The organism is Limibacterium fermenti (assembly GCF_041902845.1).
Classification (GTDB): Bacteria; Bacteroidota; Bacteroidia; order Bacteroidales; family Dysgonomonadaceae; genus Limibacterium; species Limibacterium fermenti.
In genome coordinates, this window is sequence record NZ_CP159487.1 from 13737 (window position 1) to 29382 (window position 15646).

Annotated in this window: 13 protein-coding genes; 3 read left to right on the forward strand and 10 right to left on the reverse strand. The window is 43.7% G+C overall.

Translation table 11 applies throughout. From position 1 onward, the window contains the following. Positions 1–73: 73 nt before the first annotated feature. The 3 genes from ABNK31_RS17735 to ABNK31_RS17745 all read right to left on the reverse strand — a co-directional run bounded on the left by ABNK31_RS17735 (position 74) and on the right by ABNK31_RS17745 (position 3866). Positions 74–1258: an AGE family epimerase/isomerase gene (locus tag ABNK31_RS17735; RefSeq protein ID WP_418895491.1), complete on the reverse strand. Its 1185-nt coding sequence runs from the start codon at positions 1256–1258 to the stop codon at positions 74–76. A 74-nt stretch (positions 1259–1332) separates the two neighbouring features. Continuing rightward, positions 1333–2748: a sugar porter family MFS transporter gene (locus tag ABNK31_RS17740; protein WP_418895492.1), complete on the reverse strand. Its 1416-nt coding sequence runs from the start codon at positions 2746–2748 to the stop codon at positions 1333–1335. Positions 2749–2753: 5 nt separating this feature from the next. Then, positions 2754–3866, reverse strand: coding sequence for a DUF4434 domain-containing protein (locus ABNK31_RS17745; RefSeq protein WP_418895493.1), 1113 nt, complete (start codon positions 3864–3866; stop codon positions 2754–2756). A gap of 305 nt (positions 3867–4171) precedes the next feature. Between ABNK31_RS17745 and ABNK31_RS17750 the strand changes: the two genes are divergently transcribed. Beyond that, entirely contained in the window at positions 4172–4396 is a 225-nt protein-coding gene (locus ABNK31_RS17750; protein ID WP_418895494.1) for a DUF2683 family protein, read from the forward strand. A gap of 78 nt (positions 4397–4474) precedes the next feature. Beyond that, positions 4475–4672 carry a Txe/YoeB family addiction module toxin gene (locus tag ABNK31_RS17755; protein ID WP_418895504.1) on the forward strand — a complete coding sequence of 66 codons (198 nt, stop codon included), beginning with the start codon at positions 4475–4477 and terminating at the stop codon, positions 4670–4672. 165 nt (positions 4673–4837) lie between these two features. Here ABNK31_RS17755 and ABNK31_RS17760 read toward each other — a convergent pair whose 3' ends face one another. The 3 genes from ABNK31_RS17760 to ABNK31_RS17770 are packed head-to-tail and all read right to left on the reverse strand — an operon-like array spanning position 4838 to position 8009. Continuing rightward, positions 4838–5944 (reverse strand): NADH:flavin oxidoreductase/NADH oxidase, encoded by a 1107-nt coding sequence (locus ABNK31_RS17760; protein ID WP_418895495.1) that lies wholly within the window; start codon positions 5942–5944, stop codon positions 4838–4840. 39 nt (positions 5945–5983) lie between these two features. Continuing rightward, positions 5984–6778, reverse strand: a complete 795-nt coding sequence (locus ABNK31_RS17765) for an SDR family NAD(P)-dependent oxidoreductase (protein WP_418895496.1) — start codon at positions 6776–6778, stop codon at positions 5984–5986. Between the two features lie 37 nt (positions 6779–6815). Further along, complete coding sequence (locus ABNK31_RS17770; RefSeq protein ID WP_418895497.1) at positions 6816–8009, reverse strand: MFS transporter; 1194 nt, start codon at positions 8007–8009, stop codon at positions 6816–6818. 90 nt (positions 8010–8099) lie between these two features. Here ABNK31_RS17770 and ABNK31_RS17775 point away from each other — a divergent pair, with 90 nt between their 5' ends. After that, positions 8100–9026 (forward strand): AraC family transcriptional regulator, encoded by a 927-nt coding sequence (locus tag ABNK31_RS17775; RefSeq protein ID WP_418895498.1) that lies wholly within the window; start codon positions 8100–8102, stop codon positions 9024–9026. Between the two features lie 37 nt (positions 9027–9063). On the opposite strand, the gene ABNK31_RS17780 is transcribed toward ABNK31_RS17775, so the two are convergent. The 4 genes from ABNK31_RS17780 to ABNK31_RS17795 all read right to left on the reverse strand — a co-directional run bounded on the left by ABNK31_RS17780 (position 9064) and on the right by ABNK31_RS17795 (position 15644). Further along, positions 9064–10002, reverse strand: coding sequence for a PorV/PorQ family protein (locus ABNK31_RS17780; RefSeq protein WP_418895499.1), 939 nt, complete (start codon positions 10000–10002; stop codon positions 9064–9066). A 12-nt stretch (positions 10003–10014) separates the two neighbouring features. Next, positions 10015–12819 (reverse strand): S8 family serine peptidase, encoded by a 2805-nt coding sequence (locus ABNK31_RS17785; RefSeq protein WP_418895500.1) that lies wholly within the window; start codon positions 12817–12819, stop codon positions 10015–10017. A 74-nt stretch (positions 12820–12893) separates the two neighbouring features. Beyond that, the gene (locus ABNK31_RS17790) at positions 12894–14408 is read right to left on the reverse strand and encodes a DUF6850 family outer membrane beta-barrel protein (protein WP_418895501.1); all 1515 of its coding nucleotides are present in this window, start codon (positions 14406–14408) and stop codon (positions 12894–12896) included. 27 nt (positions 14409–14435) lie between these two features. After that, positions 14436–15644, reverse strand: a complete 1209-nt coding sequence (locus tag ABNK31_RS17795) for a DUF4876 domain-containing protein (RefSeq protein ID WP_418895502.1) — start codon at positions 15642–15644, stop codon at positions 14436–14438. Between the last annotated feature and the right edge of the window lie 2 nt (positions 15645–15646).

A 15646-nucleotide genomic window follows, 5' to 3' on the forward strand; every position in this document is an offset into this window, starting at 1 on the left:
AAAAATCTCTTGGTTAAAATTCTCACTCATAAGCATAAATTTTTAATAAATATTTTTTTTGTAATTTTATTGTTTAGGATTTTGTATTGACTAAGAGAATTGTTTCCAGTATTTTCCAACACTGATATAATCCGCGCGGAACATGGAAACAACCTTTCCATTTACCTCCTTTCAAATCTAATAATACTTCTCCTTGCCGATTCAAATATCCCCACCATTCGGGGTATTCCGCGTCTTTGAAATGGCTCCACGTATAATCGTGCACTTTTTCGAACCATTCCAGGCATTCCTTCGAGCCGGTTAGCTGATATCCCTTCAATAAAGAGATGAGCGTTTCAATATGTACCCACCATAGTTTTTGATCCCATTCCAATTGTTGTGGGGGAAATCCTTTACGATCCATAAAGTAGAAAATACCCCCGTATTTTTGATCCCATCCATAGTTTAGCATCTTGAGTGTGGTTTCCACAGCCTTATCAATGAGTTCCGGACGATTGAGGCGTACGCCCAAATCCATAATAAACCACATCGCCTCGATAGAATGGCCGGGGTTCATCAGGCGCCCTTCGAACGTGTCGGATAAGGAACCGTCCACATTTACATTTTCCACAATTAACCCGCCCAACTCGGGACGCAAAAATACGTCCATCACTTCATGCAGACATTCATCGATGGTTTGCTGCAAAAAGTCGTGATCTAAAAGATGCTCAATCTCCAACGATAGATTACAGAGAATCATCGGTAAAGAAAAAGTCTTCAGGTTGCGCGTACCGGGATGGGCTTTACTCCATTTTCCTTTCGGATTATCTCTCTTGGAGAGCACGATATCGAAGGTTTTTTTTGCGATTTCGGCATACTCATCGCTTTGAGTTGCTTTGCTTAACTGCCCGAAAGCCATGGTGGCAAACGTATAAGAGAAAATGTTATACGGATCGATGATAGGCTTGCCTTCGCGCGTGAGCGAAAAATACCAGTTATAATTTCCATCGTGTCCGTATTTTTTCAAAAACTCCCCGCCCTGACGGGCACATTCCAACCATTCGGAGCGTTTTTCCACCTTATTATATAACATGGAAAACATCCATACTTGCCGGCCTTGTAACCAAATAAACTTATCGGTGTCATACACGTTTCCTTGTCGGTCGAGGCAGGAGAAATAACCGCCATAAGTTTTGTCCTGCGATTTATCCATCCAAAAAGGCAATACATTATTCAACAACTCGTCCCGATACTGTTTTTCTAAACTTCTCAAATCCATATTCTTATCAATTATCAGCTGTCAGTTATCCGCTGTCAGCCTTTTATTCGCAATTTGTAATTTATCATTTGTAATTAAGCATTCTTCTTTTGCCAGAATCGTTCGATCTCTTCCAGCGATTTTCCCGCCGTTTCGGGCATCAATTTCCAAACGATCAACATATAAGGAATACACATGCCGGCGAACAGGAAGAACGTGCCCGAGGGCGTAAGTGTCTCCAACATCCAAGGGGTAAGCTGACCAATCAAATAGGTACCTATCCATAGCGACAAAGTAGCCACCGACATGGCTAACCCACGTACTTTCGTCGGATACATCTCCGAAAGAAATACGAAAATCACGGCGCTGATCGATCCGGCGGTAAAGAATATGTAAGCCAGGAAACATGCCAACAAGAAGATATTACTCCATTCCAACTGACTCCCGAATAAGAAATAGACGCCAATCAGCACCAGCGAGGCGATCATTCCCGACACACCCACATACACCAGTTTTTTGCGCCCTACTTTATCGATAATCAGCATGGCCAGAATAGTGGTCACCATGTTCACCGTACCGATGAGCGACTGATAGAAAAGCGAATCCCCGCTGGACAACCCGCTGGTTTCGAAAATCGACGGGCCGTAATACAACACGGCATTTACGCCCATAAACTGCCCCAACATGGCAATGGCGCATCCGATAAATACCGCCTTTCGAAAACCGGGCTGAAACATGATTTTCCAACTCGTTTTTTGCCCCGCTTGCGCCTGTAGCATTTGCTTGGTTTCATTTATTTGGAAAGAGACATCTTTTTGATTACGGTAAATCTTAGAAAATACTTGTTGAGCCGCTTTATCACGCGATTTCACCAACAACCATCGGGGGCTTTCCGACAAGAAAAAAGAGACTAGAAAATAGAGAATTGCCGGTAGCGCCCCGAATCCCAACATCCCTCTCCAAACTTCCGTACCGAAAATCCGCTGCATCGTTGGATTGGCGGAAGAGTATCCATGCGATTGATTCAATAAGTAAAAATTCATCAAATAAGCCGCCAAAAAACCGATGGTTACGGCTAATTGATAAGTTGCTACCAGTCGTCCACGATGAGCGGCCGGCGAGACTTCGGATATATATAAAGGACAGACCACCGATACGATACCGATGCCTGCGCCACCCACCATCCGCCATATAACCAACTCGTTGAGGCTTCCGGATAACGCACATCCTACTGCCGAAGCGATAAACAGCACAGCCGATATAATCATGGTATGTTTCCGTCCGATGGTATCGCTCAGTTTGCCGGAAAAAATCACTCCGATGATGGAACCGATTAAGGCACACCCCACATACCATCCGCTTTGCATCGTATTCAATCCGAATTGATGCGATACTTGCGACACCGTGCCGGAAATAACGGCCGTATCATATCCGAAGAGCAACCCGCCCAAGGCGGCGATTACGGATACGGCCGTCACATAGCCCATATTGATAGACTTATTCGTCTCCATTTTCTTTATTTTATATTAAAATATTCTTTGTATCGATTATATAAATGACCGGCTTGTAAGTAGGCCGACTGAGGACTCATGAAATGAGAGAACTCAAACGTAATGGCTTTATCGTATCCGGCTCGCTTGGCCGCTTCGAGTTTCATGCGAAGTTTATCGAATTTAATCGGTAAAAACTTAATCGGCATATCGCGGTCGAAACTTTCCGCATTAGTCCAGCACTGCATTCCGTATTTGTCCGCCAGCTTTTTGTTTACGGTAAAGAACGCGTCGAGTTCGTCATAGTCGATGTGTCCGTCTTGAAAGGCGCAGGCATCTACCACCTCGTGAATTCCATCAAATATCTCGTCCCATTCCTTTTCATGCTGCTGCACCGACACCGCCTCTTCTTTCGACAAAGCCGTTCCGCTTGCAGCGACGGCTTTCTTTCCGTCGATCCACGGCGAAATAAAAGTCGGCAAACCGTTCGACACATCCTTACACTGTTTTCCCATCGCATAAAACGCTCCGATAGCCCCTTTCGTAGCACGGCTTATTTCGCCGCTTAAGTACCATCCTTGAAAGCTTTTATACTTGGCGCCATATTGTTGCCAGACCTCGTCGATCACATATTTATTATCTTCAATCTCGTGGCTCATATCTCCCGTGGCCCAATAATGACCGGAATCGTATAACCCGAAATAGAACTTCATCCCATATTTATCGGCCAGGCGCAAAAACAACTCTAATAAATCTACGGAAGGCCCATAACATCCTTTTCCAAGAAGATATTTCGAAGGATATGTAATGAATTTTTTATATCCGGAGCGAATCATAATCACCGTGTCGATGCCGATAGCTTTCATGTATTGAAAATCCAAATCCCATTCCGCTTCACCCCAGTTTTGATGCGGAATATCGTGCGATATTTCATCAAGAAAGGCGCCGGTGATTTGCAATCCGTTGGCTTTGGGAACAATCAGTCCGCTTTGGAGAGATTTGTTTTTACGGATATTTTGCTCAAGATGCGTATCAGCCGCCCGAACTTGACCGCTTGCGGACAACTGCGGCAGAACTATTGCGGAAGTTCCGGCAATAGCTGCTTTCTTGATAAAATTTCTTCGGTTCTCTGTTTTCATTTTTAAAATACTTTAGATGACGGTCGGTCACTTTTTATTTTTCTCAATGATTATAATGCCGCAAATATATATACTTATTTTATATTCGCCAACTATATGGTAAAATATTTTATTATGAAATGCGATATTTAACAATATAATATCTTATGGGGGATGATTCTCCCCGCAAAATTACACAACCATTGATTTATAAAGCAATATATTAAAGTATATTATGGGATAAAAATAAGATTCCAGGAGTAACAGCGTAAAAAAAAAGAAATCGTACCTTTGTGGAAGTATCTTCAATATAAGAGGAAATGACAATGGAGAGTATAACGATTTATCCCAAAGATAAGAAGCAGAAATCACTGCTAACTGCTTTACTAGAGGAAATGAGGGTTGATTTTGAAGTCCGGACTTCAAGAGACGACTCTTTATTAACGGAAGAAGCTTTCTATGCTAAAATAGAGAAATCCATCCAACAGGCTGAAAGCAGAAAATTAAAAACGTTGACAAAAGATAAACAGAAAGAGTTCTTAGGCTTATGAGTTACGTAATTAAATATACTTCCTGAAGCGGAACTGGATATTGAGAATCATAAACAATGTGGAGACAAAAAGATTCTACTGAAAATAGACCAACTCCTAAACGAATTGAGAGAAAATTCTACTGTCGGAACCGGAAAACCGGAGAGATTGAAACATTTTGAAATTCCAACATGGTCAAGAAGAATTAGCCACAAACATAGATTGGTATATAGAATACTGGAAAAACAAATCGTCGTTTTAGTCCTTTCTTTCTGGGGACATTCTAACGATAAATAGCACAATACTTATAACGATATTCTATTTACGATTTGTAAATTATTTCTCGCAGATAACGCGGATTTTAATCTGCGTTTATCTGCGCCATCTGCGAGAAATATTCTTTTTAAGTTACAATCCCTTACTTTTATTCTTTTAAGAACAACTTTTGAAACATCGTTATTCTTAAACAAATAAATCTTTGTACGGATGCGGACTCGACCTCAGATACTGCGCCGGGGCAACCACTTGTCCCCCCAACGCGGCGGCGGCATGCCATGCCCAACGCGGATCGTATAACATTCCACGCCCTACGGCAATGAAATCGGCTTTCTCTTCGGCTATCGCCTTTTCGGCTTCAAACGGATCGGTGATCAGTCCGACTCCGATTACAGGCATCACGACCTCTTTCTTTAGGGCTTCGGCAAAAGATAACTGATAACCCGATTGTAAAGGCGGCAACTTTTGCAATCCGCCATCGAGTCCTCCGCCTGAAACATGAATATATCCGCAGCCTCTTTTATCCAGTTCTTTTGCAAATACGATGCTTTGCGACAAGTCCCATCCGCGATCAATCCAATCGGTCGCGGATATGCGGACACCGAACGCAGTGTTTGCCGGCAAAACCGCCCTCACCGCATCGACGACTTCCAACGGGAAACGCATTCTGTTTTCAAGACTGCCTCCATATTCATCCGTACGCTTATTGGTTATCGGCGATAAGAACTCATGCATCAGATATCCATGCGCGGCATGCAATTCAACCATATCGAACCCAATAGCGATGGCACGTGCCGAAGCCTCGGCAAACTGTTCGACAATGATTTTTATCTCCGCGTTCGTCAATTCGTGCGGTACGGTACCTCCGGTCGATTGTGCAATGGCAGAAGGAGCCACCGTTTGCCAGCCATTCGCACTGTCGGCCGGCAAGTAGTCATCGGATTTCCAAGACAAATCGGTGGACGCCTTTCTTCCCGCATGCGCTATTTGTACCGCTAACGGCATGGAAGAATGCAACCGCATAAAATCAACGACTTTGCGCAGCGCCTGAGCGGTATTCTTATCCCATAAGCCTAAGTCGGCATACGAAATACGTCCTTCGGGGCAAACCGCAGTCGCCTCCACAATGAGCATGCCGGCACCCGAAAGCGCCAAATTACCGTAGTGCATCAAATGCCAATCGGTGGCTTGCCCGTTTGCGGCAGAATATTGACACATGGGCGGAATAACGATTCGGTTCTTCAGTTGAAAAGGACCGATATTTTTTTCTGAAAACAAATTACTACTATTCATAATGGAAACTTTTAACATTAAATTTTTGTCGACACAACATTAGAATGCCGTATTCACAATACCGCCGTCCACGCGCAAAGCGGCTCCAGTTGTAGCCGAAGACAACGGACTTGCCAGATACACAATTAAATTAGCCACCTCTTCAGGCTCTGCAAAACGCTGTATGATGGATTCCGGCCGCTTCTCTTTTACGAACTCCAAAGCAGCTTCTTCCACCGTGATGCCCTTCTTTTCGGACAGTTCTTTCATCGAGCGCAAATTGCCGGCCGACCATGTAGGGCCGGGCAACACCGAATTAACGGTAACATTTGTTCCCCGAAGGCTTTTTGCCAACCCTCTGCTTAACGCCAAAATAGCCGTTTTAGTCACCCCGTACAGAATCATGTCGTCCGGAATATTGATAGCCGACTCACTCGAAACGAATACCACCCGTCCCCAGTTCTTCTTTTTCATCAACGGAATATAATGCCGCGATAAACGCACGCCACTCATCACATTCACTTCAAAATCGTGCATCCACACCTCATCGGGAGTTGTCTCAAACGGTTGATCCCCGTATATACCTACATTATTAATAAGTATATCCAACTCTTTTATTTGATGAATGAGGGTATCGACCTCCTCGACTTTCGAAAAATCGGCGACAACTCCTTCGACATCCGCACTCGGAATATCTTTTTTGATCTGTTCAACGACCTTCTCCAATTTTTTCTCCTCACGTCCATTGATAAACACCTTCGCGCCCTCCTTCAAAAGTCCCAGCGCTGCCGCATATCCTATTCCGGCAGTCGAGCCGGTAACCAAAGCCGTTTTTCCCGTTAATTGTAAATTCATATTCTTCCTTTCATTTTATGATAAAACGTATGTCGATCTATTCGACGATCTTTTTTATAAAGACAAGCGGGACAGACGGCGTTCTTCCGTGTCCGCTCAAGTAATGAAACAATACCAGCACCCCGGTTCCCGTGAAGGCGAACACTGCACCGATCAATGCCGAATATTCCACTCCGGCGCCGGTTGCAATGGGAAGTCCTCCGAAATAAGCGCCTAAAGCGTTGCCAAGATTAAATGCCAACTGCACCATCGCTCCGCCCATCATTTCGCCGCCGGAGGAATATTGCAACAACAACATCTGCTGCGGCGAGGAGACGGCAAACAAACATCCGGTGCAGACACACATAAGCAGAGCGGAAGTAAATCCGAAACGCCCCCAAAAGAACAAGGCCATGAGTGATGCAAATATAATGAATTGCGTGTACATTGCCACTATACCGGGGGTAAATTTATCCGACATTTTACCTCCCCCATAATTTCCCACACACATGCTACCCCCGGCAAGGAACATTAGCAGCGGCATGGCGGAGACATCGAATCCGGAAACTTGCGTCATCATAGGATTGATATAACTATACCAACAAAAAATTCCGCCGTTCCCCAAAACGGTCGCGGCAATCAGTAGCCACGGTTCCGGTTTCTTCAGAAAAAGAAACATTCCCTTGATGTTTGTTTTCGGCATGGGCGGTAAAGCGGGTATCCACTTACCAATTGTAGAAATCGTTATTCCTCCCCAAACAGCGGCAAATATAAAAATCCATCGCCAGGAAAAAGCATGGCTAATCCAGTTAGCGATAGGGATACCCAATAAATTCGCTATGCTCATCCCCATAACCATCGTGGCAATGGCAGACGTGCTTTTTCCTTCTTTCGATAATTTACTCGCAACGATAGAACCTACACCAAAAAACGAGCCATGCGGAATGCCCGTAATAAAGCGCCCTACAAGAGCAAAGCTATAAGAAGGGGAAGCCATTGTGATAAGACAACCGGCGATAAAACATCCGACCAAAGCAAACAGAATACGTTTCAACGGCCAATTTCGGGCTATGATAGCGACTAAAGGAGCTCCCACACAAACACCCAACGCATAGGCCGATATCAAATGTCCGGCCACCGGCAGGGAGATAACAAAATCGGAAGCCACATCGGGTAAAATACCCATCATAATATATTCGGCAATTCCCAAGCCGAAAGTCCCGAAAGACAATGCATAAAGACCTTTTTTCATTGTTTGAAATATCTTTTAAAAAAGCGAACAAAGGAACGTCAAAAAAAACAGATCCAATTGTCGAAAATCAGGGAATAATTGTCTATTTTTATGACCTTAAAAGAAGATCCGACACTTTTTATGGCAAAAGAAGTAAAATACGAACAAGTGCAAAAGACCCGGGATGCATCGTTCCACTACGAATGGTCGAAGGAATCCTATCAGGACGAGATTGCGTTGCATTTTCATCCAGAAGCGGAAGTCATTTGCATTCTAAAAGGATCGGGATACCGGATGATGGGCGACTTTTCCGAACCTTTTACCGAGGGAGAAGTGATTTTTGTTCCTCCCAATTTGCCTCATTGTTGGATTTACACTCCCGAAAGTTGTGATCCGTACGGTAATCGCGAATGTATTTTCGTTCAGTTTGCTCCTTCGTTTGTGGAAGAGGGTATGTCTTTTTTTGACGAATGGAAATACGCCGCCCATAAATTCGGTTCTTTTATCCAAGGGATTAAAATTGCGGGCCCGACAACCGCTACCGCCATCCGGATACTCAAACAAATGCAAGGTTGTCCGGGATCTGAAAAGCTCCAGTTACTCTTCAGTCTGATCCTATCGATCGTCAACAGCGCTTCTCTTCAACCCATCGGAATACCCGGCAATTTGTCGGGAGATATCTCCAAAAGCATGCATCGCCTTCAAGTCATTCTCCGGTACGTAGTGGAAAATTATCGAAAAAAGATCTCTTTAACCGAAATCGCCTCGTTGGTACATCTCAGCGAGGCTTCATTTAGTGCCTTTTTTAAAAAGGAAACCGGCCGGCGTTTTCTTTCGTTCGTCAATGAGTACCGATTGGAAGCCGTGTGTTCAGCCTTGAAAAACGATCGCGAAAAAAGTATAAGCGAGATTGCTTGGGAGTGCGGATTTACGGATATTCCCTATTTCAACCGGTATTTTAAGGAAGTCAAACAGATGTCGCCGGGAAAATGGAAAAAAGAATACTTTTCGCAGCATCCAGGGTCGAGCGTAGGATGACCCCGGCTGTTGAGCCTTCCGCAAAGCGGGCGACCCGTTATATGTCCATTTTCAATCCTAGCATATACATGCTGTTCAAATCTTTCCGGAGTGGTATTTTTGCCCCCAAGCTCACGTTGAATGCCCGGTATTTCACACCAAAACCGGCCGATAAAAAATCGCCTTTATCTCCTGTATGCCCGCCTATCCGCAATGAATAGGTATTCAAAAAACAATAATCTACTCCTCCACTGAAAAACGAAGAAAAGTCATTTTCTCCTACCGGAAGAAATGCGCCCCCATCTACAAACACCTGCATGGTTTGACGGGTAACCGTAACAATCGACACGGAACCTCCCAGCCGAACGTTGGGAGCAAGGAAATCCGACTGATCCTTATAGGAATATTTACCCAAATTGGCTACGGAAAGGCCTATAGAATAAGGCATCTCCGCACGAAATAGTTTTCCTGTTCCCTCATAGGAGGCACCGAAGTCCATGCGATAGGCCCGTATAGAAGAGACCGTTTTTTCTTCGGCATAACCCGCGGTTGAATAAAAAGAGAATGATTGATTGGGCTTGTAAGCATATCCCACATCTAACGAATAAGAATAAAAATCGATTTTCCCCAAAGAGGAATTTTTCTCATAGTCATTATTAAACCAATCATCCAAAGAACCCATTGTCAAATAACGGCCGCCTAAGAAAAACGCACTTTTCTTATACCGATATGCCGTGGTGAATGTATGAAAAAGATACGTTTGTCGTCCTTCCGAAGGAATGAACCCCAAAGAATAATCAACGCTTTTAGACGCATTGTGAAATAAGAATGTGGGATTATTATATAGATACGCTTGGTTGATATCTCCCATCCTCACACCGCCCAGACTCAACGATTGGGGCGATGAAGGCGTTTCCAAAACAGGCAATATGCGACTCTGTGCTTTTGTGTGTAAAACCACACACATCATAACCAAAAGGAATAGGTTTATTCTCATTATTCTTATTATTTATTCTTTTACAAAAGATTCTTTATACGTTTTTCCGTTATTTACGATACTCAATTCATATTTACCGGGAAAAAGCGAATGTACATTCAACAATAAAGTTCGCTTTTGAGGGTCAATATCACGAGTGTGATAGTTTTTTTCCAAGGCCATTTTACCCATTACATTTCGTATGCTAAGCCGTACATCCCCGGTAATAATATCACCCAGTCTCACGTATAAAGCGCCGGAAGCCAAGGTAGGATATAAGTTGTAGATACCTTCGTTTTCGAATATAATTATCGGTATCGACACTTTCAGTTCTTGGTTATGCTTGTCAGTAACGGTAAAAGATAAAATGCTCTTGCCGGTATGTTGGGGCAGAATCGTCAGTTTATTATCCGACAGCGAGGCCTGTGCATTTATGTTATCGAATGAAGACGAAGAAAAACGCAACGAACTTTTATCTTCATCTTCTACAAATTCATTTAATGAAAGCGTTTTAGGGGTACTCTTATGCACATTGACAGACCCCACATCCGCTATAAGTTTGGGAGGGTTATCCGGTTCAATTTTAAAGTATAGTTCGACTGACGAAGAGGCTCCGAATTCATCAGTGACCGTTAACCTAACGGTTCGCGAACCTACGCTAAATTTATTGGCGGGAATTTGTATTTTAAGGACATTGCCCGTCTGCTCGACTTGGATAAGGCCCTTATAGGTGAGCAAATAATCCCATAAATGGTTTTCTTTATCATTGATATTGAAAATCACCTCTTTCACATCATTACCGGCCATTACCAGCGTTTTGTTCAAATCAATATCCGAAGATATTTGCGGGGGCGTATTGGTCAAAGTCGATATACCCTCCTCATAAATGATTAACCCGGAAGACTTTCCACTTCGGGAAAAAGCCTGAATGGCAAAATAATATTTTGTTCCGCTTTCCAAATGATCAAAAGTATGCGTGAGTATATCTTTAGAAGTGGCAATGATTTCGGTTTGATTTATTTCCGTATTCCAATAGTTGGAAGGAGTTATTTCCTTTTTTGAAAAATAAAGTATATAACTTTGTAGGGCTTCGTCCTTTTCAGAAGCCAATCTTTTCCAAGTTAACGATATGGATGCATATCCTTGTACTGTTTGCTCTTTCACAAACAGCGGATCTGTCGGGACAAACTCTTGATCGAAATCAAGTAATCCAATTTGAGCATCGATGTATCCCTTGCCTAACTTATTATAATATTCGGAGGTATTAAAATTGTTTGGATTTATTTTTTTCACACTTGTCAAAAGCCTTCGCTTTAGCTGATAGGCATTGAATTCCGGCCCCCCGAACTTCGAAACGATTAAGGCTGCGATACCCGAAACATGAGGGCATGCCATGGACGTCCCTTGCATATACCCATATCTACTTTGACCGTTGAGGGAACAGATTGTACTATAAACAGCAGAAGTCCACTCGCCTTTTTCATTGGGATATTTATTCCCATTTTTATCGGATCCGCCAGGTGCGGAGATATCGACCCATTTGCCATAATTGGTGTACCAAGCTGCTGAAAAGTCGGGGGCATAGGCAGCCACTGAAATGACGTCAGGCTCAGCAGCAGGATAAGTTTCCATTTCCGAATGATCGTTAGCAGCAGCGAAAACCACCAATCCCCCTTTCATCAAAGATTTCGAAGAATTTTGTCCTGCATGCTTCGTAAAGTATTCAACGGCTTCTTTTATCACACGCGGAGTCGGTATACCCGGATCGTAGCCCCAAGAGTTTTGACTGATAACGGCTCCGTTATTAGCTCCATATACAATGGCCGCAGCAGTTTGGTTGGTGGTCGTGGATATACTGCTTGAGGAATTGGGATCAAGGGGGTCGTAATCAGGATTGTCTATAAACATCTGGCAGCTCATCAATTTGACTCCTGAATTTGCCGCTCCGTTTCCCCCGGCTATTCCGCTGACTCCTTTCCCATTATTATTTTTAGCGGCAATCACACCGGCCACATGTGTACCGTGATTTTCCGGTTCGATGGCACCTGTTGATTTTACAAAGTTAAAGCCGTGTATATCGTCGATATATCCGTTATCATCATCGTCAATGCCGTTATCGGGAATTTCCTCACTGTTTATCCACAAATTATCCTTCAAATCTTCGTGATAAATATCTATTCCTCCATCCACTACGGCAACGATCACTTCGGGGTTCCCCGTTTCCTCTTCCCAAGCCGGTAGAATATTGATATCCGCTCCCGTAATAGAGCTTATAATGTTTTCTCCGTTGAGTTGGTAGTTCCCGATAACTCCTTCGTTGTACAGGTTCCATTGGCGGGAAAAACCGGGATCATTATAGGTGGAGCGAAAAAGGCTTTTGCCCGAAGAGGGCTCAACATCTTGCACTTCGAAATCTTCAATGCGAGGTGTAAACACCGGTTCCACAAATTCCACCACATCGTTATGGCTATTCGTCGCATCTTCCGTCGCACTTTTAAAAGTCGTATTATACCATACGGTATACCACGCATTCAAACCATCGGCCGCCTGCAGATCTTCGTATTTTCCGCCATAAGGGAAGATGCGTTGTATCTTGTATGCGTTAATGGAATGAAGATATTCATCGAGCGCCGCGTTACCCGTTGGAATGGATAGCTCGTTGGTTTTATTATCGATGGTTTCGATAATTTCATCTTGAAGTTTCACCGACTGCATTCCCCTGACCGGTACGGTTTCCTGTGGCGATTCTGTCGCTTGATGCTCGACAAGGGGAATCTCCTCATTCACACACGATACGGAAATGAATCCGATGAGGACATAAAAAAGAATTTTTTTCATCTTATGTTGTATAAATCTATTTTGATTATCTAATTTATGATCCCTTGGCGTTCATCTAAAAAAACAGGTAAACGTTAAAAAGAAACGCCTACAGTCATTGTCAAGCAATTACCGAAATACTTTTTTAAGGATTGATTGTACCAACTGATTTTTAAATTCATCGATCTATTTTGTTTCAGCAGATAATCCCATTGTAAGGACAATCGGCTGCACACACCGTTCGAAGCAAGATAACGGTAATTATTATGCAATAATTGCCCAGCGAAAGAATTTTCTTTTAGTCCCGGTACATTTAAGGTAGACCGAAGCGTATGCTGGTAAGTCAGTTCCCCGTTCACCTGCCAAAGCGAGCGCCCCGACATTTTCGAAAAGCCCATATCGGCCCCCGCAGACAGTCGCGAAAAATCCATTTTGCGTGAAGGATTGCGATGACTCTCCTCCATTTTGAAAAACAAAGCATGGGGGGCAATATGCCACACCCAGTGTTGGTGAGCGTGATTCTCGTATAAGAACTCTAATTTTCCGCCGTTTGTTTTGTTTCCGAAAAGCCGTTCTTCGGCAATCTTGTCATAGTTTCCGTATTGTGGTGAATGAAATTTGTATTCCGTTCCTTTCCGGTCTTTATATTCTGTCTGCAAGCGAACGCCCATGTGATATTTGTCCCTTTTCCATAAATAAGCAATCACCGTGGTGTATGTATCTTCGTTTACATCGGCAATAGGTAAGTTTTGGAAATCACTCATAATCTTCTCAAAAGAGAAATTACTGTAGCCCAATGTGGCCGATAAACCGTAACGGTCAACCGGTAAAAGCTGAATATTTATTCCACGCGCGGCACCCTGGAATCGCGTGCGCATATTATTGCCGGCAAACATATACGCATCGGTTCCCAATCCGGTATAATGAACTATTTTAGGCGCTCCTAAAAGACTATAAAAATGCAATTCATTCCGTTGTTTGTATTTACGAAGATGGAAACCGGCCCCTAAGGTGTAACACGAAAACAAGCGGTAATGAACACCTCCGTTCAATCGTAAATCGCTTGCAATGTTATCCGGACGCGGATCTTGTGTCCGATACTCCATTAATGCCCGGTATGCCAGTTCCATTCCCCATGAAAGCAGGGAAAGCCGTTGGGCATATCCTCCGGAAAACGCATATTGTTCGTAGTTGAGATTATTGCGTCCGATGGAGTCCATCATGACATAAGGATATACGGTGGAAAAATCAGAAGTTTCATTTCCTTCCACGCCGTCTTTCTGTCCGTTGCGATAGGAAGCATTTCCCCAGATGAAGCGGCCGTCGTGACGGATAAAACTCTCCGCTTCAGCTGTGAAAAAGGTTTGTCCCGTACCCTGTTGTCGAATGCCTGCATTTCCGCTTTGCCGGTGTCCGCCGATATGCATCTGATGAAGCGACGAACGGCCGGAAAAGGCACGCGCAGCCGGATTAAAATCGGGGGCACGCGAGAAATCCGTTAGCAAAGACCGATTGTTACGGATGCGATAAAGCAACAGCGTGTCGTTTTGGGCCCCCAAAAAGAGGGGCAAACAGACCATCGCGACGAAGAGAAGGAAACGAAACTTCATTATATGATATCCTCTTGGGCAAGCCCTTTATTTATTTTCCATCAACGATGGGGTCGCATCCGGTATAAAGTCTACCGAAGAATTGTTGGTGTCTTGGAGTTTTTGAGTACCATCGGGATTCGTTGCCAACACCTTGCGGCGCACGCTCTTTCCGTACCGTTGAGGATCTTTATCTACTTTTCCACAAGACGTCCAACCCATATCCAATGCCGGACTGGTAACAATCCATTGAAATTCCGATTCTACGCTCAAGTTCACCGCATCGACCACCCATTCGTTGGGTACCTTGTAACAATCGCCATCCATCGGATAAGTTATTCCGTTAAAGACAAAATCGTAATCATAATGATAGCGATAATCTTTTAAATATTGTTCATTCTCCACCGGAATGCGGGCAAGAATAAAACTCTTAAATCCACGGTTGTGCATCACCATCCGATCATACAAGTTAAACATATTCGGTACATCTGTATTATCTACTTCTCCACCCAACGAAGTCGAGTACCATTCAAAGTCGGCCTTGTTCAAATCGATAGATTGAGGGTTGTATTCCCGGTGGTCAATCGCATTATCTGCGATCACTAAATATTTTCCCGGATCCACCGGATATTCTTTTCCTGTTCCGGGAATCTGTATCAGGCAATCCACACCGACTGCTTCAGCCATAATGTCGGGGCGATAAGCATGTTTCGTCACTGTCAGAAAATCGGTTTGCCCGATGACCAAACCGTCAGCATATAAAACTTCATCGGAGTTATTGTAAATGACCATATATTTATCCCCATTGTATTGTTTCTTTTCCGGCGTCTGTGTTCCGGTAAAGAATATTTCACTGATCAGGAAGTCGGTATGATCGATCACCAGCATCAGCGGCAACGAAAGCACCGCTTTCTCCCCCAATACCACATTCGATTCTTTGGATGCTTTCACCTCCCCTGTTTGCCTTTTTCCATTAATCCAATAAGATATCTTTCCTTGCACGGCAATATCGTAGGTGCCTTCGGGAAGCAATATCATTAAGGTACCCGTAAAAGGATCCGAAAGGGTTTTCTCCCCGGTATTCCGCTCGGTAAATACCGCCTGTAATTCACTTAATGTAAAATCCGTCATTTCTTCGGGACTCTGCACCGTTAAGCTCAATATGGTCGTCCGAAGCTCGTCGTTATCGTCTTGGCATGCATTAAAACCGATGGATACCATCATCATAAGAAATAAAAACAAATACTTTTTCGTCATAG